This is a genomic window from Streptomyces sp. NPDC004561 (genome assembly GCF_053602155.1).
Genome location: NZ_JBSGDB010000090.1, coordinates 1 through 23,332, shown reverse-complemented (window position 1 = coordinate 23,332; position 23,332 = coordinate 1). Strand labels below are relative to the sequence as shown.

Genomic DNA, 23,332 nt, shown 5'->3' with positions numbered 1-23,332 from the left:
CCGCCGTGCTGCTCCTGGATCTCGATCATGCGCTGGAGGAGCGGGTCACGGGGATCGATCAGGTCGTCGCCGAGGAGCACCGCGAAGGGCTCGTGGCCGACGTGCGGGGCGGCGCACAGCACGGCGTGGCCGAGGCCCCTGGGGTCGCCCTGGCGGACGTAGTGCATGGTCGCCAGGTCGCTGGACTCCTGCACCTTCGCGAGCCGTTCGGCGTCGCCCTTCTTCTCGAGGGCCGACTCCAGCTCGTAGTTGCGGTCGAAGTGGTCCTCGAGCGGACGCTTGTTGCGACCGGTGATCATGAGGACGTCGTCGAGCCCCGCCGACACGGCCTCCTCGACCACATACTGGATCGCCGGCTTGTCGACGACCGGCAGCATCTCCTTGGGAGTGGCTTTGGTGGCCGGCAGGAACCGGGTACCGAGGCCCGCCGCCGGGATGACGGCCTTGGTGACGGCGGGGCGGGGAAGCATGTGGTGCTCGTCTCTCTCGTTCTGCATGTCAGGCCCCGATGAGGCCACGCTCACCGGTCGGCTGCTGCGGAATGCGCGCCAAGGTGCGGGCGGCCGGCGCGGGCGCCGGGGTCCGCTCGTCCAGCGGCAGCACCGCGGGCGCGGGCTCCTCGCCGAGGAAGAGACGGCGCACCACGCGCTCCGCCGCGTTCCCGTCGTCGAACTGCACGAACCGCTCGCGGAACGCGGCCCGCAGCCCGGCCGCCTCGGCGCTGTTCCAGGCACCGGAGCGGAAGGCCTCGATGAGCTCGTCCTCCGAGGTCGCGGTCGCGCCAGGGGTCTCGCCCGGCTGCCCGGAGAGAATGTCGAAGTAGACACCGCGAGCCTTGCGGTAGACCTCCCAGTCGTCCGCGTAGGTGACGATCGGGCGGTCGAGGCACGCGTAGTCGAACATGATGGAGGAGTAGTCGGTGATCAGCGCGTCGGCGGCCAGGCACAGGTCCTCCACCACCGGGTACGTCGACACGTCCTTGATCAGCCCGCGCTCCTGGAGCGTCTCCAGCCGGGGGTCGGCACCGTAGAAGTAGTGGGTGCGCACGAGAACGACGTAGTCGGGGCCCAGCTCGCGGCAGAACCGCTCCAGATCGATGCGGGGCACGTAGCCCTTCTGGTAGTCGCGCACCGTCGGGCAGTAGAGGACGGCGGTCTTGCCCTGATCGATGCCGAGTTCACGGCGGATCCGCAGGACGTCGTCACCGGTGGCCCGGAAGTAGACGTCGTTGCGCGGGTAGCCGTACTCGACCGTCTCGAACGCGCAGGGGTACACCCGCTCCCAGTTCTCGGTGGAGTGCTGGTTGGAGGTGAGGCTGAGGTCCCACTTGTCGGCCCGCTCCAGCATCTTGGCGAAGCTCATGTTCTTGGCCGCCGCCGGATACTTCTGCTGGTCGATGCCCATCTGCTTCAGCGGGGTGCCGTGATGGGTCTGCAGGAAGACCTGCTCGGGGCGCTTGACGATGTTGTTCGGGAAGTTGACGTTGTTGACGAGGTACTTGGCCCGGGCCATGACCTCCCAGTAGCGCGGCGAGTTGGCCACCACGTAGTCGACGCCCGCCGGGACGGTGTCCGCCAGGTCGCGCCGCACGACCCAGACGCCGCGGACGTTCGGGGCGAGCTCCTTCGCCTTGTGGTAGATGGCCGCCGGGTTGCAGGCGACACCGCGGTTCCAGTAGGCCGCGTAGACCGCGAGGTTCTCGTCGACGGGGCGACGCAAGTGCAGCTGGTACAGCCGGTTGTAGGCGGTCTTGCCGAGCTTGGTCTTGAACTTGGCGGCCCGCTGGATCACCTGGTGACGGGTGTTGCTGGCGGCCATCACCGCCGCGTAGGCCGCGTAGGAACCGCGGTCCAGCAGCTGGAACTTGGTGCCCGGGGTGCCCTCAGGCACGACGAAGCCCTTGGGCTTGAAGCGCCTGTAGTTCGCGGCCGACAGCTTGAAGAACTCCGCCCGGTCCTTGGGGACGATGCGGTCCTCGCGGTCCAGGGTGAACAGGAAGTGGCTGGCCGCACGCTCGAACAGCAGCGCCCGCACTGGCTCCAGGTCGGGGCGCTCGTCGAGGAACTCGAAGAGGCGCTGGTACTGCTCGAAGATCCCGAAGTGCTTGCGGCCGGGCGTGCGCATGGAGTTGCCCTGGCGGCGCTGGCGGTACTCGACGCAGACCTGGTCCGTGGCGGCGATGGTCTGCGCGGTCAGCATGGTCTTGTAGACCATGAGGGCATCCTCGTAGATGCCGTCGGTGAAGGTGAAGTTGTGGTCGTCGACGTAGAACTCACGGCGGTAGGCGCGGTTCCAGACGACGGCGAACATCGTGAGGAACTCGGGGCGTTCGAGCGCCGTGAAGACGTCCGTGCCCGCTCCGGCGAGGAGTTCGCCGGCCGCGCTCGCCTGGACCTTGTTGTTCCAGTAGGTGCGGACGTGGTTGAGCAGCAGGATGTCGGGGTTGTCCGTGACCTCGAGGCGGTCGGCTATCGCCTGGAGCGCGCCGTCGGCCAGGGTGTCGTCGCTGTCGAGGAAGAGGATGTACTCGCCGCGCGCCTTCAGCGCACCGGCGTCCCGCGCCTTGCCTATGCCCCGGTTCTCCTCGAGGTGCACGGGTATGACGCGGTCGTCCAGGGCCGCGTACTCATCGAGTATGCGGCCGCAGGAGTCCGGGGAGTGGTCGTCGATGGCGACGATCTCGAAGTCCTCGAAGGACTGGTTGAGTATGGAATCCAAGCATGCGCGCAGATATCCCTGAACTTTATAAACGGGGACGACCACGCTTATTTTCGGCGAAGCGCTTCCATTCGCGAAAGGCATGCTTGGAGCTCCTGGACTGTCGGTCAGGCGCAACCGCGCCCCGCTGCTGACATGGGGTACGGGAGGCGATAGGCACAAGGAGTGCGAGGTTAAGGTTGGTTTAAGAGTACCCTAACGTCACTCGCGGGATGTTCTTACCATGGCCCTTCCGTTGCTGGTCAGCCGGGTGTGGTGGGACTCACGCGGGTTCACGGTTACGCTCAGATCAGGACATCCTTGTAATAAATGCTCGCCCTCTTACTCTGGTCCGTGTCGGACGTGTAGGAGGCGAAGCCGCTGCAGAGGCGGACCGCCTGGGGGTTGCTGGGATCGGGGATCTGGATTGCCATGCCCTCGGGCTCGCGGTAGAGCAGGGTGTAGGCGGCCTTGGTGAGCTTCTGCTCGACCAGGGTGCCGGTGTTCCAGTCCACCGAGGTGATGTAGGTGTTGCCGGTCGGCGAGACCGATCCGTCCGAGCCGTAGGCGGAGCCGGCCAGCAGGTAGAGGTAGTTGCCGTAACTCGTGAAGCCCTGGAAGGTGTCGGTGTATCCGGGCTGGAGGTCGGCGGGCTGGGCCGCGTCGGCGAGGGTGCTCCTGCTGCCCGACTTGAAGGCGGCGAGGTCGTACAGCCGGAAGCGGAAGGCGCCGTTGACCCGGCAGCGGACCGCGAGCCGGTTGTTGACCGGGTCGACGGCACAGGTGGTGCGGTCGACGCCGCTTTCCAGGGTGTACTGGGTGAGCGCGGGTGAGTCGGCGGTGAGAACAGTGCCGTTGGCGAATTCGAACCGGGCGATCCGGTCGCCCCATCCGGTGTAGGTGCCGTCTGAATTCGCGGTGCGGACGTTGTGCGTCTCGGTCCACAGAAAAGTGCCGGAAGCAGTGGATTCGACACCGATCTGCACGCCGTGCCCGAATCCGCGGAGATACATGGTGCCGAGAATGTTCCCGGACGTGTCCAGCCGCGTCAGGACCAGGTCGCCATTGGCCTCGCGGTCGGCGCCGGAGTAGGTCTGCGTCTCTCCGGGGAGCTGGAGCCCGCCGTCGACCAGCTGCACGGTGAAGAGGTGACCGCGGGTGTTGTCGAAGGCGAAGGACTGCAGCACGCGCGTGCCGGTCAGCGCCACTTCACGCAGAAGCGCGGTGGAGCCGGCGGTCAGGTCGAACCGTTTGCCCGCCGGTACCGAGCCGGGAGTGGCGTCGTTCTGTGCCGTGCGGCGGGAGTGCGTGACGGCCTGCGCCGCACCGACGGCGACGGCCGGTACGGCTGCCGCGCCGATGACGGCGCCCCCCGTGCGGAGAAAGCGTCTGCGATCGAGCATGGCGATGGAACCCCCCAGAGGCCAAAAAGAGAAAAGCGCCAATGTCCGCGCCTTTGGCGTGCAAAAGGGACATGCCGTGCCAAGGGGGAGCTGGCTGGATTGCTGGCCGGTAATTAAAGCACCCGGGAATCGATCGCGGTAGCAACGTGAGAACTGGATGTTCCGTTGGTCATGAGAGCGCAAATATTCCGCCAAGGCGTGGATGATGTTTGAGAGATCGTAGACCGTTTTATTTGGGAATGATCATATTAAGGTTCTGGTTAATCTCCGCCCTGCGTGTGTTCGCCATGTGTTGGCTTTGTGCTGCCCGGCATCGCGAAACCGCTCTTTTTGACCGTTTGAGGTCGATTTCGGCCAGAGGGGTGGGGGGTTCGTGATGCGTGCGTCGTACAGACGCGGCTTCGTCGTAGCGGTCTCCAGTGCTTTGTTGTCAGGTCTCATGTCCGCTCCGGCGTTCGCCGCGGCCGTCGCTGTGGCCAAGCCGAAGGACAGGACCGTCAGCGTGCCGGCGGGCAAGGGCGCCAAGGTGCCCGAGCAGCAGGCGGAGCCGACCATGACCAAGGCGCCGAAGGTCGCCTGGCCCAAGGGGGTGACCGCCCGGGTCCACCTCGCGAAGGCCCCGGCCGGACATGCCCTGGCCGTGTCGCCGTCGGGCACCGTCGTCGACGGCTCGGCCGGCAGCGCCGCGGCCAAGTCCGCGGTGGTGTCGGTCCAGACCCCGACGGCAGCCCAGGTCCGCACCGCCGGCCTGCCGCCGCAGACCGCGTTCGCGCTCGGCCAGAAGGCGGCCAAGGACGCCGTCGCCGGGAGCAGGAAGCTCGACTTCTCCCCGTCCGGCGGCACCCCCGGCGACGTCGACGTGCAGGTCCTGGACCGCACGAAGATCAAGGCGATCGGTGGCGTGGGCATGGCCCTGCGTCTGACCCGCAAGGACAGCAAGCCCGCCCCCGGGCCGGTCGGCGTCACCGTCGACTACAACGCCTTCAAGAACGCCTACGGCGGCGACTTCGCCTCCCGGCTGCGGCTGGTGCAGATGCCGGCCTGTGCCCTCACCACACCGAAGAAGCACGGCTGTTCCCCGGACACCCGCCGCTACCTGCCGGTCCACAACGACGTGAGGTCGGGCAGGCTGACGGCGACGGTGTACGCCGACGCGGACCCCGCCGCGACGGCCGCCACCCCGAAGTCCGGCGTCATGATGATGTCGGCCGCGACCACGGACACGGTGACGGCGCTGACGGCCGGCTCGTCGTCGGACGACGGTGACTACCGGGCCTCCACGCTGAGCCCGACCGGCAAGTGGGACGTGTCGACGGGCTCCGGAGACTTCACCTACGACCTGCCGATCACCCTGCCGAAGGCGCCGTTCGGCGCGACGCCGGACCTGTCCCTGTCGTACGACTCCCAGTCGGTCGACGGCCGTACCTCGGCGACGAACAACCAGGCTTCCTGGGCCGGCATGGGCTGGGACCTGAACGTCGGCTATATCGAGCGCAAGTACAAGAACTGCTCGCAGGACGTCAACAACACCGTGGGCGACATGTGCTGGCAGTCGCCGAACCACAGCACCGAGCCCGACGGCGCCGAGTACACCATCAGCCTCAACGGGGTGAACTCGGCTCTCATCCAGGACGGCAACGGCACCGGCTCCTACCACGTGCAGGACGACCCGGGCTGGCGCGTGCAGCATCTGACCGGCGGCCACGGCGCGGACGACGAGTACTGGGTGATCTCCTCCCAGGACGGCATGCGCTACTACTTCGGCTGGGGCCGCGCCGAGCGCACCGGCGACCCGACCCACTCCGTGCTCACGGTCCCGGTGGCCGGCGACGACGCGGGCGAGCCCTGCCACGACCAGTTCCCGGAGCCCTGCACCCAGGCCTGGCGCTGGAACCTGGACCGCGTGGTCGACCCCAACGAGGTCGAGAACGCCTACTTCTATGACAAGCAGACCAACTACTACCGCTCGGTCATCAACACCGACAAGGCCCGCCAGTACGACGCGGCCGGCTACCTGACCCGCATCGAGTACGGCTGGGCCTCCCAGATCCCCGGCGCGAAGCTGCCCGCCAAGGTCGAGCTGAGTCATGTCGGCCGCTGCGTGGAGCGGATGAGCTACGACGACCCGCTGGGCAAGGAGCCGCCGGCCTGCCCGGGCATCTCCTCCAACCCCAGCTCGTACCCGGACGTGCCCACCGACCTGATGTGCGACGGCACCGCGGCGGACAACTACTGCGCGGGCAAGACGTACTACCCCACGTTCTTCACCACCGACATGCTGTGGGACATCAAGACCTACGTCAGCGACGACGGCGGTACGACGTGGGACCCGGCGATGCAGTACCAGATGAAGTACGGCCTGCCCGATCCCTCCGGCTCCGTCGGCAAGACCCTCTGGCTCGACTACGTCCAGCGCGAGGGCTACGGTGACGGCCCCGACGAGCGTCTGCCGGTCATCAACTTCAACGGCGAGTGGCTGGACAACCAGGTGGGCTCGTCGACCCTCAACTTCCGCCGGGTCGACAAGATCTACGGCGACCTGGGCTCGGTGACCTCCGTCAGCTACAGCCAGCCCGACGCCTGCGACATCAACAGCCTGCCCAGCGAGGCCTCGAACACCGAGGACTGCTTCTGGCAGAAGTGGACGCCCGAGGGCGACAGCACGGCCAAGACGGGGTGGTTCAAGAAGTACCTGGTCAGCCAGGTCTCCGTGGACCCGGGCGTGGGCCAGGGCGCCAACACCGACGGTGACCCGGTCATGACGACGCGGTACGAGTACCACGGCGGCGCCGGCTGGCGGTTCACCAACGACCCACTGGTCCCGGATTCCGACGAGACCTGGTCCGAGTGGCGCGGCTACCCGCAGGTCGAGGTCTTCACCGGCACCAAGAGCAACGCGGCCTCCACCTACTACTGGCTCTACCGGGGCCTGGACGGCGACCGCACCTCCAAGACCGACACCTCCGCCACCCGCAGCGTCTCCGTCACGGACGGCTACGGCACCTCCTGGACCGACTCGGCGTGGCTGGCCGGCAACACCCTGGAGTCCTCCCAGAGGGACGGCGACGGCAACTCGCACGAGCGCGTCCGCAAGGAGTACTGGGTCCACGACACCGCCCACTACGACGGCCTGCCCGACGCGCGCTTCGTCCGCGAGAGCAAGACCACGACCGACACGCTGACCTCTCAGGGCTGGCGCGAGAGCGTCGTCAACGACGAGTACGACGACACGTCGTCCACCAGCACGACCTACGGTCTGCCCCTGCGTACCAACGACTGGGGCGAGGTCAACGTCGACGACAACCGCTGCACCACCTACGGCCGTGCGTACAACACGTCGAACTTCCCCGACTCCGACGTCAAGCGCTGGATGGTCTTCCAGGACGAGGAGCGCCACTACGCGGCCGACTGCGCCTCCCGTACCCCGGACAACCAGGACTCCTACAAGGTGACCCTGTACGACGGGTCGACGTCCGTCGCGGACAACGACACCAAGCTGGTCGACGGCAATCCGACCGAGGTGCAGGTCTTCACGGACGCCTCCACCCACCGCTCCTCCCGGGCCGACTATGACGGCGCAGGCCGGGTCATCGCGACCTACGACGGCAAGAACAACAAGGCCACGACGACGTACTCACCGAACACCACCTGGCCTACCGACGGCGTCACGGTCATCACCCCCGATCCGGGCGGCGGCACCGGCTCTTTGACGACGACGACGTGGTACTCACGCCTGTGGGACACTCCGTACAAGATCCTTGACGCCAACGGACACACCACCCGTATCGTCCTCGACTCCGTCGGCCGCTCCAGCCAGGTCTTCCGAGCCACGGAGATCGGCAACTACCCGAGCGGCGATCCGTCGGTCCGGTTCACGTACACCGTTCCGACCGGCACCAACGGCGACGGCGTGCCCGACACGGTCACCGGTCCGGCGAAGGTCACCAGCGGCGTTCTCCAGTCGGCCGGTACCTGGGTCAACTCCTACTCCTACTACGACGGGCTGGGCCGGGTTCGCGAGTCTCAGTCCATGGCGCCGGACGGCTCCGGGCGTGACGTGGTGTCCACCCGATACGACACTTCTGGCAACGTCACCGGCGCCTCTGCTCCCTTCTACAACTCCGGCGACGCGGGCTCCGGCATGGTGTTGCCCACGGTTGCCGACCTGCCCTCCTACTCCGACCCGATCTTCGACTGGGCGGGCCGGACCACGGAGACGCAGATCCTGGTCAACGGCACCCCCCAGGCGACGGGTCACACCCGCACCTATTACTTCGGCGACCACACCACCACCGTCCCGGCCTCCGGCGAGCGCACCGATACCTACACGGACGTGTACGGCCAGACGACGAAGATCGTCGAGCACGGCCCGAGCGGTGCGCAGACGACGTCGTACGTCTATGACCGCAGCGGCAATCTGAAGACGGTGACCGACGCCAAGGGGAACCCCACGGGCTACACCTACAACTGGGCCGGTCAGCAGACCGCGAAGAGCGACCCGGACGCCGGCTCGACCTCGACGACGTACGACGAGAACGGTCTGGTGGCGACCACCACCGATGCCAACGGCACGACGGTGGCGTACAACTACGACACACTGCAGCGGCCCACCACGGTCACCCAGGGCTCGACGACGCTCCAGCGGCTGACGTACGACACCGCTCCGGACGGAAAGGGGCAACCGGCCTCGGCTACGACCTACGCGAACGGCCAGGCCTACACCTCGACCATCACCGGGTACGACGAACGCGGCCGGGTGCAGGGCAAGACCTACACCATCCCCGACGACGGCTCGGGTTTCGCAGGCACGTACACATTCGGCCTCGGCTACGACCTCGCCGACCACCAAACGTCCGTGGGCTACCCGTCGGCCGGTGGTCTGCCGGCCGAGACTGTGAAGACCTCCTACACGGACCAGGGACGGCCGTCGCAGGTCTCCAGCCCGCTGGCCACGTACCAGTCGGCCTTCGGCTACGACCGTCTCGGCCGCCTGGACGCCCGCACCTTCGATACGGGTGGCACCGACGCGACCGTCAACCGTGCCTACACCTTTGACGACAGTAACGGCAGCGGTGCGCTCGCCGACATCAGCACGACGGTGACGGCCGGCGGCACGACGAAGGTAGCGCAGGACGACACGTTCACACGTGATCTGTCCGGCCAGCTCACCGGCGTCACCGACGGCGTCACCAAGCAGAGTGAGTGCTACGCGTACGACGAGCTCAACCGGCTCGCCCACGCGTGGACCACGGAGGCGGCCGACGGTTGCACGGGCGCCGCCACACCGGACCTGAGCAGCAGTCTCGACCCGTACGACACCAGGTACACGTACGACGAGGTCGGCAACCGGCTCTCGGAAACGGACGCCACCCCCTCGGGGCCCTCGACCCGGACATACACCTACCCGGGCTACAGCGCGGACGGATCCAGCTACACGGCGGGCCAGGCCCACCCGCACGCCGTGACCAAGGCGGGATCGGACAGCTTCGGCTACGACAAGGCCGGGCAGATGACCTCCCGTACGGTGGACGGCGTCTCGTCCGACCTTGCGTGGAATGCCCAGAACCGGGTCAGCAGCATCACCGAGCACAAGAAGGACGGCGACAAGGTCTCGACCTATGTGTACGACGCCGACGGCAACGTCCTGCTGCGGACCTCGCCGACGGAGAACGTCCTTTACATAGGTGGCGAGGAACTGCACGAGACGGGCGCCGGCGTACAGGCGACGCGTCTGTACGCCGCCGCGGGCACAACGGTAGCGATGCGTGTCGCGGACGGCAGCGCCAACGGCAAGCTCACATGGCTTCTCAGCGACAGCCAGGGGTCGACATCCCTGCTCATCACGGCGAGCGGTGACGTCACGCGACGCCGGTACAAGCCGTTCGGCGAGGCACGCAGCACCGGCGGCGACCTGCCGGCAGGGCTCGACCGGGGTTTTCTGGGCAAGGCCGAGGACGACAGCACCTCGCTGTCCCTCCTAGGTGCGCGCATGTACGATCCAGCCACCGGCCACTTCCTCAGCCCTGATCCGCTCGTCTCGCCGGGCGAGCCGCAATCGCTGAACGCGTACGCCTACAGTGCCGACAACCCGGTCTCCTACAGCGACCCCTCGGGTCTTCGGTTGATGTGCGGCTTCGGCGACGAGCCCAGCTGCCCGAAGAACGACCGAAACGGTGACGGGTTCCCCGACCACCCGACGGGCGCCCGCAGCGGCCACTCCGGCGGATCTGTCAAGCACTACGTCAACATCAGCCCGCACGTCAGTGTCTCCACGCTGAACAGGAACTACAAAGCGCTGGTCGTCGCCTGGGGCGACACGGTCGACCAGCTGGGACACGCTCCGAAGGACGCGGCAGAGGAATACCGCTACTGGACCAGTCTCTGTACACTCCACGACGACCTCTGCCACGGCCAACTCGCCTACCGGTTCGCGGCTGCGGGCACCGGCGAGATGGCGCACGAGGACACCCTCAAGGGTGGCGCGATCCTGATCTCGGCTACGGGGGTGGTGCGCAGTCTGAAGGACCCGATGTCGCTGCGGGGAATCAGCCGAAGCGATTTCCAGGAGCTTGCCGAAGACGCTGGATTCGTACGCGAGGATCCACCGAACCCGGCGGCGATCACAGGCGGCGACGGCGATCTCTACAGAATTCCTGGGCAGAAGGGCGTGGCCTTCCTGTACGAATCGGGTGACCCCTCGGGGGATTTCCCTGAAGGAAATGTCCATCTCGGCCCGTACATCAAGATGCAGGCCGGCGGGAAGCTGGTGGGGAACAAGAAGGGTTGGAGCGGTCGGGTACCTGCCGAAGGCAATCCTAATCCGCCCGACTTCAAGGAGATTCCGCCAAGGGTCCTGGGCTGGCTCGATGAAAGCGTTCCGAGCACGCCAGTGAATGACGGAATCATCGATTTCCCTGGGGAGGGTGCTGGCCCTCCGTAGTCTGAAGGTCTGTTAGCATGGCGAGCCGCCGGCTGATTCTCGGAATCGCCGGCGGCTCGTCATGTGCGAACTGACCCTGTGCATCGCATCACGAAAGGCAATCGAGGTGGAATCGCCGTGGAAAATTCCAGACCGCCGTACGAGCGGCTGAGCTATGGTGCATGCGATGTCGATGAACTCATTGACAAATTGCTCGACGTGGGGGACAACTGGCCCTTCGTGGCCGCGTCGCACCTGATCTGCGAACACCGAGAATGGCTGCACAAGCCGGACTTCTACCGGTTCCTCATCACCGGCGAGAAGGCGGGGCGCCGGTGGGTCGGGATCTATTGGCCGGATATCCATAGCGAACTCAAGGCAGGCACCGTCGAGGGCAGCCACGAGGACCTGTTCATCCTCAAGGTGGGGGCCAGCATCACGCTGGATCACCCCATCCGTCTCGCCACCGATCCGGGGAATCTCTCCGACCGTGCCCTGCTGGCTGTCATGCGCGCGATCGCCTTCATGCAAGGCATGGAAGAGGATGTCGTGGACGACTGCTGCCCGCTCGACGAGTAGGACGGCCCTGCCGAAATCATGGCGGGCAGCCCGGCGCTCCCGGTGAGATGCTGCGTCCGCCCACCGAAACCCCAGCGCACCGAAGGTTCTGGGTCGCGTACATTGCGCATCAGGTTGCCGTCCGGGACGAGCCGCACGTGAAACGCACCGAGGTCGCGCGCAGGCGTGAACCGAGGCGCAGGTGAAAGAGGTAGGGGCAAGGTGGCAAGCGCAAGGCAGGCCGTACACGAAGCCCGCAGGATCGTCGTCAAGGTCGGGTCCTCCTCGCTGACCACGGCCGCCGGAGGGCTCGACGCCGACCGGGTCGACGCGCTGGTGGACGTGCTCGCCAAGGTCCGCAGCGGCGGCGAGCGGGAGGTCGTCCTCGTCTCCTCCGGTGCCATCGCCGCCGGACTCGCCCCGCTCGGTCTGCGCCGCCGCCCCAAGGACCTCGCCCGCCAGCAGGCCGCCGCCAGCGTCGGCCAGGGGCTGCTCGTCGCCCGCTACACCGCCTCCTTCGCCCGCTACGGCGTCCGCGTCGGCCAAGTCCTGCTCACCAGCGACGACATGAGCCGCCGCGCCCACCACCGCAACGCCTCCCGCACGCTCGACAAACTGCTCGCGATGGGCGCCTTCCCGATCGTCAACGAGAACGACACCGTCGCCACCGACGAGATCCGCTTCGGCGACAACGACCGCCTCGCCGCCCTCGTCGCCCACCTCGTCCACGCCGACCTCCTCGTCCTCCTCTCCGACGTCGACGGCGTCTACGACGGCGACCCCAGCCGGCCCGGCACCTCCCGGATAGCCGAGGTGCGGGGCCCGGAGGACCTCGCGGGCGTCGAGATCGGCAGCGCCGGCAAGGCCGGCGTCGGCACCGGCGGCATGGTCACCAAGGTCGAGGCCGCCCGGATCGCGGCCGCCGCCGGCGTCCCGGTGGTGCTGACCAGCGCCGTGCACGCCGCCGAGGCGCTCTCCGGCGGCGACACCGGCACCTACTTCCACCCCACCGGCAGGCGCTCCGCCGACCGGCTGCTGTGGCTCCAGCACGCCTCCACCCCGCAGGGCGCGCTGACCCTGGACGACGGCGCCGTGCGCGCGGTCGTCGAGCGGCGCACCTCGCTGCTGCCCGCCGGGATCGCCGCCGTCGAGGGCGAGTTCAGCGCCGGCGACCCCGTCGAACTCCGCGACGCGACGGGCCGCGCGGTGGCCCGCGGGCTCGTCAACTTCGACGCCAAGGAGATCCCCCTGCTGATCGGGCGTTCGACCCGGGAACTGGCGCGCGAGCTGGGTCCGGCGTACGAACGCGAGGTCGTACACAGGGACGACCTGGTGCTCCTGCACTCGTAAAACGGGACGTAACGACGGCCCCCGGTGGGGGACGTTCCGTAAAACCGCCCCGCGCTGCCGTAGGGCCTGCTCAACTTTGTGTCAGAGACACGTCCCGAGCACTGGGTGAAGGAGGCCGTCGTGAGACGAGTGCGCACTGGGGTGGCAACCCGCGGTGCCCTGACGAGCGTCGCGGCCGGGGACACCTACGAGGAGCCCAAGGACCTGCCCCGGCTGTGGCACGTCACGCTCAGCGTCGCCGGGTCCGACGTCCCCCTGACGGACCTGCGGCGGTCCCTGGAGCAGCTGGCTCACGACCATCCCTTCCTGCTGACCAGCAGATACGCGAGCGACCACGCGGAGATCCGGTACTGGGAAGAGGCCCGCGACCTGCACGACGCGGCCGCCGTCGCCCTGCGCCTGTGGGGCGAGCACCGCCAGACCGCGGGACTGCCCCCGTGGGAGATCGTCGGCCTCGAGGTCATCGACCGCGAGACCTACCACCAGCGCCTCGCCGAGGGCTACGGCCCGCCGCCCGCGACACCGGTGGGGGTCCACCCCTTCTGAGCGCCTCCGGGACCTCGTCTCGCGGTTCGGGATGAACGGTGACCTGCTCGCGCAGCGCACTACCCTTCCCTCATGACCACGCTCTCGCCGTACGACTCGATGTCCCCGGTCACCAGGGCCGCCTACCGGGCCAAGGCCGCCGCCGCCGACCTCGCGCCGCTCCCGCGCGCCGTGAAGGACGACGCGCTGCTCGCCATCGCCGACGCCCTGGAGGTCCGGACCGGCGAGATCGTCGAGGCCAACGCCAAGGACGTGGCCAAGGCCCGGCAGAACGGCACCAGCGAGGCCATCGTCGACCGGCTCACCCTCACCCCCGAGCGGGTCCGCGCCATCGCCTCCGACGTCCGCGACGTCGCGAAGCTGCCCGACCCGGTCGGCGAGGTCGTCCGCGGCTCCACCCTGCCCAACGGCATCGACCTGCGCCAGGTCCGCGTCCCGCTCGGCGTCGTCGGCATCATCTACGAGGCCCGCCCCAACGTCACCGTCGACGCCGCCGCCCTCTGCCTGAAGTCCGGCAACGCCGTCCTGCTGCGCGGCTCCGCCTCCGCCTACGAGTCCAACGCCGCCCTGGTCCGGGTGATCCGGGACGCCGTCGGCGGCGCCGGGCTGCCCGCCGACGCCGTCCAGCTGGTGCCGGGGGAGAGTCGCGAGAGCGTGCGCGAGCTGATGCGCGCCCGGGGCCTGGTCGACGTGCTGATCCCGCGCGGCGGCGCCTCCCTCATCCAGACCGTGGTCAACGAGTCCACCGTCCCGGTCATCGAGACCGGCACCGGCAACTGCCACGTCTACGTCGACGCCCGGGCCGACATCGACACGGCCGTCGAGATCCTCGTCAACTCCAAGGCCCAGCGGGTCAGCGTCTGCAACGCCGCCGAGACCCTCCTCGTCCACCAGGACATCGCCGCCGAGTTCCTGCCGCGCGCCCTGGACGCCCTCGCCGACGCCGGCGTCACCGTCCACGCCGACGAGCGGGTCATGGCCTACGCCGAGGACTCCAAGGCCACCGTGGTCGAGGCCACCCCGGAGGACTGGGAGACCGAGTACCTGTCCCACGACATCGCCGCCGCCGTGGTCGACTCCCTCGACAAGGCCGTCGAGCACATCCGGCTGTGGACCTCCGGCCACACCGAGGCGATCGTCACCACCTCGCAGCAGGCCGCCCGCCGGTTCACCCAACTGGTCGACTCCACCACCGTCGCCGTGAACGCCTCCACCCGCTTCACCGACGGCGGCCAGTTCGGCTTCGGCGCGGAGATCGGCATCTCCACCCAGAAGCTGCACGCCCGCGGCCCGATGGGCCTGCCGGAGCTGACCAGCACCAAGTACATCGTCACCGGCGACGGGCACGTGCGCCGCTGAACGTCCCCCCGGACGGCCGAGCCGGCGCGCGTCCGAAAAGGCGTCTCATCCAGCGGATGAATTTCCATACCGTCTGCGCAAATTGACCCCCCAGGTCTACTCTGGACCCGTGCCGGAGGACGTGGGGGGCACGCCGTTCCCTGACGGCTGGGAGCCCGACGACGACCACGACCGCGGGGTGTCGGACGAAGAGTTCGCCTCCGTGGTCTTCGACGAGGCCTTCGTGCGGGCGGCCACGGTCCACGAGCCGACCGCCGTCGAACGCCTCCTGGCCGCGGCCCAGGCCAGGGCCGAGGCCTCCGAGGCGGAAGCCCGCCGCGCCCACACCAGAGGCGAGCGGTACAGCCCCGAGGGCACCGATCTCGGGCAGGACCGGGACGACGACGACCTCGACGACACCTACCTCCTCGAAGAGGACCACAGTCCCTTCGGGAGCTATGGCAAGCAGGTCCGCTGGCACCGTCCCGTGGCCTGGGTTCTCGCCGTCGTGATGGGCATCGGAATGGTCGCGCTCGCCTTCGCCGCGGTCTACCGCGGTACCTCCTCCAGCACCCGCGACCGGGTGCCCGCCCCCGCCTCGACCGGCCTGGAACAGGGCAGCGCCGCCGCTCCCTCCGTCTCCGCCGACTACTCCCAGCACGCCGCCTCCGCGACCCCGCGCTCCCCCTGAGCGGCCACCCTTGCTTTCTGGTGAGAACCTGTCAGAAGTTGTCGTGTAGCAGGGCGTTTACCCGAGGCCCACGAGACCTACTCTGAAAGTATGGGCGGGCCTGGAGACCCACCGGAGGGGACACCCGAGGGCGGTCCCGGCGGTGCAGAGGACGAGTACCGATCCGTCGTCTTCGACGAGTCGTTCGTCCGCGCTGCCCGCCTCCAGGAGTACTCCGCAGAGGAGCGGATGGCCGACCACGCACCCGCCGTACGCCGCCGGCCGCCCCTGCACCGGGGACTCACCCGGCAGGCGCTGATCCTGGTCGTGCTGATAGCCGTCGCCTTCGGCACGGCGGTCTACATGGGCGTCCGCCACCCGTACAGCGCCGCCCAGGCCCGGCGGTCCGTCGAACCCGTGCGGATGACCGTCATACCCCTCGCCCCCCAGGGCGAGGTGCCCGGCGGGCCGGACGCCGAGACCCTGTACGCGCACAGCCCCGCCGCCCAGTTCGACGTCGGAGCCGAGGGCATACCGCTGCCGGCCTCCCGGGACACCGCCCACTTCTCCGACAGCCAGGTCGTGGCCGCGCTCACCACCGCCAAGGACTACATCGTCCGCTCCTCGCTCTACCCCGAGGTGCTCACCGGCCGCCAGGTCGGCCCCGCCCGGGCCCTCCTCGACTCCGACCAGCTCGACCAGTTCGACCAGAGCTTCGACCACCCGGCGGCGGACGGCCGGCACACCCCCACCGGCTGGCTGGTCCGCCTCGACCCGGCCCGGGCCCAGCTGGCCGACGACCGGATCCGCGTCCAGGGCAGCCTCCAGGCCACCGAGACCGACCCGGCCACGCTGGAGGTCACCGCCGACCACCTCTTCGTCTACGCCCTGCGCCCCACCGGCGTCGCCGGCGCACCCGTGTCCCTCTTCACGGTCCGCCGCGAGCTGACCTTCCGCTTCGACCTCGACGACCTGCGCACCCACCAGGCCCAGCTGGTCTCGGCCTACGTCCAGGCGGGCCCCCTCGCCTGCGCCGAGGACTCCAGCGCCTACCTCCGCCCCCTGCTGGCCGGCCAGAGCGCGCGCAGCGGCGGCCCCGCCGGCACCAACCCCTACGAGTCGGACAGCGCCGCCGCCCTGTGCGGGACGCTGGCCGCCGGGGCCGAGCCGAAGGTGTGAGGCGGGCGCACGTTCACCGCCCCGACAGCCCCGGCCGAGACCGCCCGTCACACCCTGTTGCCGCGCCTCATGAGCGGCTCCGTCGCTACTCGCCGTCCTCCGGAGGCGTGTCCGCCGGGCCCTCCTTCGCCGGGGGCGGGCTCGAGAAGCCGGCGAAGCCGCGGCGGACCCGGCCGCCCAGATCGCCCGCACCGCCCGCTAGGTCCGAGACCAGCTTCATCAGCGGGTCCTTGGACGCCTTCACATCGCTCGCGTAGCTCGACGCCGACTCGCGGAAGGAGTCGCTGACGGAGGTGTCCTTGTCCTCGGTGCGCCGCGGGTAGTGGCCGTCCATGATCCGCTGGTAGTCCCGGGACTCGGCCCACTTCTTCAGCTCGGCCGCCCGCACGGTGGTGAACGGGTGCGAGCGGGGCAGCACATTGAGGATCTTCAGCACGGAGTCGCGCAGATCGCCCCCGGAGTCGTACTCCTCGGCCTGCTCCAGGAACGCGTCCACGTTCATCTCGTGCAGATGGTTGCCGCCCGCGATCTTCATCAGGCCCCGCATCGAAGCCTGGACGTCCTGCCCCACCAGCAGCCCGGCCCGGTCGGCGGACAGTTCGGACTTGCGGAACCACTCCCGCAGGGCCGCGATGATCGTCATGATCGCCAGGTTGCCCAGCGGGATCCAGGCGACCTTCAGCGCGAGACTCGTCAGGAACAGCAGGATCGTGCGGTACACCGAGTGCCCGGACAGGGCGTGGCCCACCTCGTGCCCGACGACCGCCCGCATCTCCTCCTCGTCGAGGAGCTCCACCAGACCCGTGGTCACCACGATGATCGGCTCGTCCAGGCCGATGCACATCGCGTTCGGCTGCGGGTCCTGCGTGACGTACATCGGCGGGACCTTCTCCAGGTCCAGGACGTAACAGGCGTCCAGCAGCATGGCGTGCAGGTGGTCGAACTGCCGCTCGGAGACGCGCACCGAGTCGGACAGGAACAGCAGCCGCAGGCTCCGCTCCGGCAGCAGCCCGCTGAGCGCCTTGAACACGGTGTCGAAGCCGCTCAGCTTGCGCAGCGCGACCAGGGCCGAGCGGTCCGCCGGGTGCTCGTACGCGCGCGAGGAGATTCCCGGGAAGCGTGTGCGCTGCCTGCCGGGCACCCGCTCGTGCCCGTTCCGCTGATGGCTGTCGTCGGACATGTCATCCCCCAGTGCGTGTGAGTGCCCAGTGAGCCCCCGAGGCAGGGCCCAGCCTAGGCGGAGATACCGTGGACGGGCAGTACAGCCGAAGGAGTCCACGTCATGGAGCACCACCCCGCAGCCGCCCGGCTGACCGAGGCCGCCACGAGCGCCGTCCAGCAGCACGGGTCCGGCAATCTGCTCCGCATCATCATCGTCGTCATGATCCTGGGCTGCGCACTGACCGCCTGGTTCCTGCTGCGCGGCTACAAGCAGAAGGACGACTGACGGACGGCGAAAGTTCCCCGCCCGGGGCCGCCCGGCGCCGCCGTCCGTCCCCAACGGCGGAGTCGGCGTGATCGCCGAACGGCCGCCCGCATACGATGAGCCGACATCTTTATCCCGCCCACACGCGATAGGTCCTGCCGAAGATGAGCCTTCACCGTGCCGCTGCCCAGTTGGTCACCCTCGCCGAGAGCGAGGGCGGTCACCACAACAGCCTCAACCCGGCCGTCACCGGCGGCGCCGCCCTCGGCGTCCTGCTGCTCCTGCTGTGGATCACCACCCGCTTCAACCGCGACCGCTGATCCGGGACCCCGTCCCCGGCCGGAGGCCCGAGGCCGGGCCGGTAGGGTCTGCACGCATGGGAGAGCAGGACATGCCTACCGGTCCGGCGCACGAGACGGCCGAAGACACGGTGAAGCACCCGCGGTACCGGCAGCACCTGCCGGGGCACGCCCCTGCCCACACGGGCAAGCGCCGCCTGGGCGTCATGGGCGGAACGTTCGACCCGATCCACCACGGGCACCTCGTGGCGGCCAGCGAGGTCGCCGCGCAGTTCCAGCTGGACGAGGTGGTGTTCGTCCCCACCGGCCAGCCGTGGCAGAAGTCCCACCGCAAGGTCTCCCCGGCCGAGGACCGCTACCTGATGACGGTCATCGCGACCGCCGAGAACCCGCAGTTCTCCGTCAGCCGCATCGACATCGACCGCGGCGGCCCCACCTACACCGTGGACACCCTGCGCGACCTGCGCGCCCTCAACCCCGACACGGACCTGTTCTTCATCACCGGCGCCGACGCCCTCGCCCAGCTGCTGACCTGGCGGGACAGCGAGGAACTGTTCTCGCTCGCGCACTTCGTCGGTGTCACGCGGCCCGGCCACCATCTGACCGATCCGGGTCTGCCGGAAGGCGGCGTCTCGCTCGTCGAGGTGCCGGCGCTCGCCATCTCCTCCACCGACTGCCGTGCGAGAGTCGCCAAGGGAGAACCCATCTGGTACATGGTGCCGGACGGAGTCGTGCGCTACATCGACAAGCGCGAGCTGTACCGCGGCGAGTGAGCCGAGAGGGGCACCGGTGAACGACCGATACGACACGGGTGACGCCGGGCACGGCGCCGGCCCGTACGAACTCGTCGGTTACGACGAGTACGGACAGCCCATATACCGGCAGGTCCCGGCACAGCCGGCTCCGCGGGCGACCTACGACCCGTACGCCCAGCAGCAGGGCTACGGCTACGACCCGTACGCCACCGGCGCCCGGCAGCCCGCGCCGCCCTACGAGGCGTACGACACCGGCCAGCAGCCCCAGACGCCCTCGTACGACCCCCACGCCGGCTACGGCGACTACGGAGCCCCCGCCCGCGGGACCGCCCCCGGTCACGACCCCTACGGGCAGGCGGCGAGCAGCGGGCAGCAGCCCCGGGTCGTCGAGCAGACCGCCCACATCCCGCAGCAGGCCGGCCCGGACCAGGACCCGCACGCGCCGCACGACACCGAGGACACCGGCGAACGGGACTACCACACCGAGCAGTTCGAGTTCGTGGAGACGCCGGACGGCGACTCCGAGGACGTCATCGACTGGCTGAAGTTCACCGAGAACCGCACCGAGCGCCGCGAGGAGGCCCGCCGCCGCGCCCGGAGCCGGATCGTCGCCCTGGGCGTCGTCCTCGCCCTCGTCGCCGTCGGCGGCGTCGGCTACCTCTGGTACGCCGGAAAGCTGCCCGGTCTGTCCTCCTCCGCCGCGAAGGCCGGCACGGCCACGCCAGTCGCCGCCCAGAAACGCGACGTGATCGTCGTCCACCTGCACAACACCGGCAAGGGCGGCACCTCCACGGTGCTGCTGGTCGACAACACCACCACCAAGCAGGGCACCACGGTCCTGCTGCCCAACTCCCTGGCGCTGACCTCCGACGACGGCTCCACCACCACCCTCGCCAAGTCGGTGAGCGGCGACGGCTCCTCCGGCACCCGCGACCAGATCGACACGGTCCTCGGCACCAACATCCAGGGCACCTGGCGCCTCGACACCCCGTACCTGCAGAACCTCGTCGACCTCGTCGGCAACATCGACATCGACACCAACACCGACGTGCCCGACCCGGACAGCAAGAAGAAGGGCGCCGAGCCGCTCGTCCACAAGGGCTCCGGACAGACCCTCAGCGGCAAGATGGCCGTCGCCTACGCCACCTACCGCGCCGCCGGGGAGTCCCAGAACGCCCAGCTGGAGCGGTTCGGCCAGGTCCTGCAGGGCGCCCTGCGCAAGATCTCCTCCGACCCGGCGGACGCGACCATCACCGTGCAGAGCCTCGCGCAGATCCTCGACCCCTCGCTCACCGACAAGGACCTCGGCGCCTTCCTCGCCAAGCTCGCCGACCTCGCCAAGAGCGGCGACTACAAGACCGCCCTGCTCCCCGTGGAGACCAACGGCACGCTGAGCGCCCAGACCAGCGCCAGCGTGGTCAAGGACATCCTCGGCGGCACCGCCAAGAGCCCCGCCGCCGGTTCCGCGATCCGGGTCTCCGTCCAGAACGCCACCGGTGTGAGGGACGACACCGAGAAGGCCCGAGTGGTGCTCCTCAACGGCGGCTTCACCTTCCTGGAGGGCGGCAGCGCCTCGGGGACCCGGGTCACCTCGAAGGTGATCTACTCGGACGCCTCGAACAAGCAGAACGCCACCGAGGTCGCCAAGACCCTCGGCCTGCCCGCCGGCTCCGTGACCAAGGGCGCGGTCTCCTCGGGCGCCGACGTCTCTGTGGTCCTGGGTCAGGACTACCGGCCGTCCGCCTCCTGACCGGCGGCCCGGCGCCCCACGTGCGATGCCGTAATCACGTGGGGTGCCCAGGCCGGTCCGTGAGACCCTTGAGGTTCAGTGACCGCCGACGGAAAGCCATGTAAGTGACCGCCACCGACCGTTCTCTTGAGCTCATCAACACCGCCGCCCAGGCGGCGGCCGACAAGCTCGCCCACGACGTCATCGCCTACGACGTCAGCGACGTGCTGTCGATCACGGACGCCTTCCTGCTGGCCTCCGCGCCGAACGACCGCCAGGTCAAGGCCATCGTCGACGAGATCGAGGAGCGCCTGCAGAAGGAACTCGGCGCCAAGCCGGTCCGCCGCGAGGGCGACCGCGAGGCCCGCTGGGTGCTGCTCGACTACGTCGACATCGTCGTCCACGTCCAGCACAGCGAGGAGCGCGTCTTCTACGCCCTGGAGCGGCTGTGGAAGGACTGCCCCGAGCTCGAGCTGCCCGCCGACGCCCGGGCCACCCGCGGCAAGGCCGAGGAGCACGCCAAACTGCAGGCCGACGAGGCCGGCCTGGAGCCGGGCGGCGAGTGGTGATGAGCGTCACCGGTGAGGTGACCGACCGCAAGGACCGCGGCCGCCGCATCATCCTGTGGCGGCACGGCCAGACCTCGTGGAACGTGGAGCGCCGCTTCCAGGGCAGCACGGACGTCGAGCTGACCGAGACCGGCATCGGGCAGGCCCGCCGCGCCGCCCGGCTGCTGGCCTCCCTCGGGCCCGACGCGATCGTCGCCTCGGACCTGCGGCGGGCCGCGGACACGGCCGCCGAGCTGTCCGCCCTCACCGGCCTCGACGTCATCCGCGAGGAGGGCCTGCGGGAGACCTACGCGGGCGTCTGGCAGGGGCTGACGCACCAGGAGATCATCGCCCGCTACGGCGAGGAGTACGCCGCCTGGAAGCGCGGTGAGGCGGTCCGCCGCGGCGGCGGCGAACTGGAGACCGAGGTCGCCGACCGCGCGGCCCCCGTCGTGCTGGGGCACGCCGGGAAACTGCCCGAGGACGGCACCCTCGTCGTCGTCAGCCACGGCGGCACCATCCGCACCACCATCGGCCGGCTGCTCGGCCTGGAGCCGTGGCACTGGGAGAGCCTCGGCGGCCTCTCCAACTGCTGCTGGTCCGTGCTCGGCGAGGGCGCCCGGGGCTGGCGCCTGCTGGAGCACAACGCGGGCACCCTCCCGGAGCCCGTCCTCGGCGACGACGACTGAGCCGCCCCCCATGCCCGCCGGACCCGGATTTCACTTTCTGGCAGGTCGCAGGCTAAAGTTCTTCTTGTTCGCCCCGCCGAGCGGGAAGAACACGAGGGGCTATAGCTCAGTTGGTAGAGCGCCTGCATGGCATGCAGGAGGTCAGGAGTTCAATTCTCCTTAGCTCCACTGATCGACACTCTGTTGAGTTGTCAAAGATCGGTGATGAAGATCCCGTCCCCACTGGGGGTGGGATCTTCTGCGTATTCCGCCGGGGCGCGTCGCAGCGCCGGCGTCGGGACGCGCCCCGGTCAAGTGCCGGCAGCCGCAGGAGCGACCCGTCACGGACAGTGAAGCACCCCCCACTGACAATCGGAGGGCGTGACGGACGCCGGCGACGGTCACTCGGCTCGATCGGATGATCGGCGGCGAGTCTTTGGGCACACTGTTCCTGAACCGGCTTGAGTCACTGGGCGCCCTGCGGTCGTATACCTCTGCGGAGGCGTTTTCCGTATGCGCCTGGACGCCGGCCGCATCGGCCGCGGTGGGAGCCGTGTCCGGACTGGTACTGAGGCGTCGCTGACCGTATTGGCCCGGCCGTGGCAGAATCAAACGGCCGGGAGGGGCGCGGCCCGACGGGAGGGAGTGCGATGCCTGCGAGCATCCTTGGGGAGGGCGGCGACCTCCTTGATGCGGCGTTGATACGGGACACGGCCACCCGGCTCAGCTGCCCTTCCTGCGGTTCCGCGCGCGTGGCCCAAGTTCTCGGCGACAACGGCGGAATCTCCTACGTGTGCACGGCCTGCGGCCACAGCTGGAGCTGATCGATGGGTGCACACAGGCGGAAGTGCGACTGGTGCGGCAGTGGTACGCCGATCGTCCGTGACATGGAGCCGGTCAATCCCGACTACCAGTACTGGTGCGAGGAATGCGCGCGGGCGCTGATCATAAAAGGCGACCCGATCGAGACGTACCGGGAACTGGAGGGCGAGCCGATCTACGGCCGCCTTCTCGAGGAGCACTGCACGCTCAAAAGGTTCTACTCCTTCGTCACGGCCTGACAAATCAGACATATCTGACCCAAAGGGGTGGGGCGGAAACCGATTTGGTGCTGCACCCCCGGGACCTGTAATGTTTACGTCGTCGCCAGGGAAACCCGGCGGGGCGAAACAAGGGGCTATAGCTCAGTTGGTAGAGCGCCTGCATGGCATGCAGGAGGTCAGGAGTTCAATTCTCCTTAGCTCCAC

Annotated in this window: 19 protein-coding genes and 2 tRNA genes; 17 read left to right on the top strand and 4 right to left on the bottom strand. The window is 68.9% G+C overall.

Translation table 11 applies throughout. The features are described from left to right. The 3 genes from ACWEN3_RS14880 to ACWEN3_RS14870 all read right to left on the bottom strand — a co-directional run. Positions 1 to 470 (bottom strand): UTP--glucose-1-phosphate uridylyltransferase (locus tag ACWEN3_RS14880; RefSeq protein ID WP_452970141.1); only part of this gene is annotated, 470 nt, incomplete at its 3' end. Between the two features lie 28 nt (positions 471 to 498). After that, positions 499 to 2,802, bottom strand: coding sequence for a bifunctional glycosyltransferase/CDP-glycerol:glycerophosphate glycerophosphotransferase (locus ACWEN3_RS14875; RefSeq protein WP_452970139.1), 2,304 nt, complete (start codon positions 2,800 to 2,802; stop codon positions 499 to 501). A 200-nt stretch (positions 2,803 to 3,002) separates the two neighbouring features. Then, positions 3,003 to 4,100 (bottom strand): phage baseplate protein, encoded by a 1,098-nt coding sequence (locus ACWEN3_RS14870; protein ID WP_452970136.1) that lies wholly within the window; start codon positions 4,098 to 4,100, stop codon positions 3,003 to 3,005. A gap of 439 nt (positions 4,101 to 4,539) precedes the next feature. On the opposite strand from ACWEN3_RS14870, the gene ACWEN3_RS14865 reads away from it, so the two are divergent. The 7 genes from ACWEN3_RS14865 (at position 4,540) to ACWEN3_RS14835 (ending at position 16,660) form a co-directional block, all read left to right on the top strand. After that, a complete protein-coding gene (locus tag ACWEN3_RS14865; protein WP_452970133.1) occupies positions 4,540 to 11,040 on the top strand; it encodes an RHS repeat-associated core domain-containing protein in 6,501 nt (2,166 codons plus the stop codon). 117 nt (positions 11,041 to 11,157) lie between these two features. Further along, on the top strand, positions 11,158 to 11,598 hold the full coding sequence (locus tag ACWEN3_RS14860; protein WP_452970130.1) for a hypothetical protein: 441 nt from the start codon (positions 11,158 to 11,160) through the stop codon (positions 11,596 to 11,598). 201 nt (positions 11,599 to 11,799) lie between these two features. Next, entirely contained in the window at positions 11,800 to 12,927 is a 1,128-nt protein-coding gene (gene proB, locus ACWEN3_RS14855) for a glutamate 5-kinase (protein ID WP_452970128.1), read from the top strand. A 120-nt stretch (positions 12,928 to 13,047) separates the two neighbouring features. Then, positions 13,048 to 13,473, top strand: a complete 426-nt coding sequence (locus ACWEN3_RS14850; RefSeq protein ID WP_452970127.1) for a hypothetical protein — start codon at positions 13,048 to 13,050, stop codon at positions 13,471 to 13,473. 72 nt (positions 13,474 to 13,545) lie between these two features. After that, positions 13,546 to 14,832 (top strand): glutamate-5-semialdehyde dehydrogenase, encoded by a 1,287-nt coding sequence (locus tag ACWEN3_RS14845; RefSeq protein ID WP_452970125.1) that lies wholly within the window; start codon positions 13,546 to 13,548, stop codon positions 14,830 to 14,832. Positions 14,833 to 14,941: 109 nt separating this feature from the next. Next, positions 14,942 to 15,502 carry an SCO2584 family spore wall biosynthesis protein gene (locus ACWEN3_RS14840; protein WP_452970123.1) on the top strand — a complete coding sequence of 187 codons (561 nt, stop codon included), beginning with the start codon at positions 14,942 to 14,944 and terminating at the stop codon, positions 15,500 to 15,502. A gap of 90 nt (positions 15,503 to 15,592) precedes the next feature. After that, complete coding sequence (locus ACWEN3_RS14835) at positions 15,593 to 16,660, top strand: SCO2583 family membrane protein (RefSeq protein WP_452970122.1); 1,068 nt, start codon at positions 15,593 to 15,595, stop codon at positions 16,658 to 16,660. Positions 16,661 to 16,745: 85 nt separating this feature from the next. Here ACWEN3_RS14835 and ACWEN3_RS14830 read toward each other — a convergent pair whose 3' ends face one another. Further along, the gene (locus ACWEN3_RS14830; protein WP_452970120.1) at positions 16,746 to 17,840 is read right to left on the bottom strand and encodes a M48 family metallopeptidase; all 1,095 of its coding nucleotides are present in this window, start codon (positions 17,838 to 17,840) and stop codon (positions 16,746 to 16,748) included. Between the two features lie 102 nt (positions 17,841 to 17,942). Between ACWEN3_RS14830 and ACWEN3_RS14825 the strand changes: the two genes are divergently transcribed. From ACWEN3_RS14825 to ACWEN3_RS14780, 10 genes are all read left to right on the top strand, one after another. Continuing rightward, positions 17,943 to 18,107 carry a hypothetical protein gene (locus tag ACWEN3_RS14825; RefSeq protein ID WP_452970118.1) on the top strand — a complete coding sequence of 55 codons (165 nt, stop codon included), beginning with the start codon at positions 17,943 to 17,945 and terminating at the stop codon, positions 18,105 to 18,107. A gap of 143 nt (positions 18,108 to 18,250) precedes the next feature. Beyond that, positions 18,251 to 18,406, top strand: a complete 156-nt coding sequence (locus ACWEN3_RS14820; RefSeq protein ID WP_452970116.1) for a hypothetical protein — start codon at positions 18,251 to 18,253, stop codon at positions 18,404 to 18,406. A 56-nt stretch (positions 18,407 to 18,462) separates the two neighbouring features. Next, a complete protein-coding gene (nadD, locus tag ACWEN3_RS14815; RefSeq protein ID WP_452970113.1) occupies positions 18,463 to 19,158 on the top strand; it encodes a nicotinate-nucleotide adenylyltransferase in 696 nt (231 codons plus the stop codon). 16 nt (positions 19,159 to 19,174) lie between these two features. After that, the gene (locus tag ACWEN3_RS14810; protein ID WP_452970111.1) at positions 19,175 to 20,890 is read left to right on the top strand and encodes a LytR C-terminal domain-containing protein; all 1,716 of its coding nucleotides are present in this window, start codon (positions 19,175 to 19,177) and stop codon (positions 20,888 to 20,890) included. Between the two features lie 104 nt (positions 20,891 to 20,994). Beyond that, a complete protein-coding gene (rsfS, locus tag ACWEN3_RS14805; protein ID WP_452970109.1) occupies positions 20,995 to 21,438 on the top strand; it encodes a ribosome silencing factor in 444 nt (147 codons plus the stop codon). After that, positions 21,438 to 22,106, top strand: coding sequence for a histidine phosphatase family protein (locus tag ACWEN3_RS14800; RefSeq protein ID WP_452970107.1), 669 nt, complete (start codon positions 21,438 to 21,440; stop codon positions 22,104 to 22,106). Before rsfS ends, ACWEN3_RS14800 begins: the two co-directional genes overlap by 1 nt. A gap of 95 nt (positions 22,107 to 22,201) precedes the next feature. Then, positions 22,202 to 22,274, top strand: a tRNA-Ala gene (locus ACWEN3_RS14795). 461 nt (positions 22,275 to 22,735) lie between these two features. Then, positions 22,736 to 22,909, top strand: a complete 174-nt coding sequence (locus ACWEN3_RS14790) for a hypothetical protein (protein WP_452970104.1) — start codon at positions 22,736 to 22,738, stop codon at positions 22,907 to 22,909. Positions 22,910 to 22,912: 3 nt separating this feature from the next. Beyond that, positions 22,913 to 23,146, top strand: coding sequence for a hypothetical protein (locus tag ACWEN3_RS14785; RefSeq protein WP_003976229.1), 234 nt, complete (start codon positions 22,913 to 22,915; stop codon positions 23,144 to 23,146). A gap of 112 nt (positions 23,147 to 23,258) precedes the next feature. Beyond that, positions 23,259 to 23,331 (top strand) — tRNA-Ala (locus ACWEN3_RS14780). The last annotated feature ends 1 nt before the right edge of the window (position 23,332 follow it).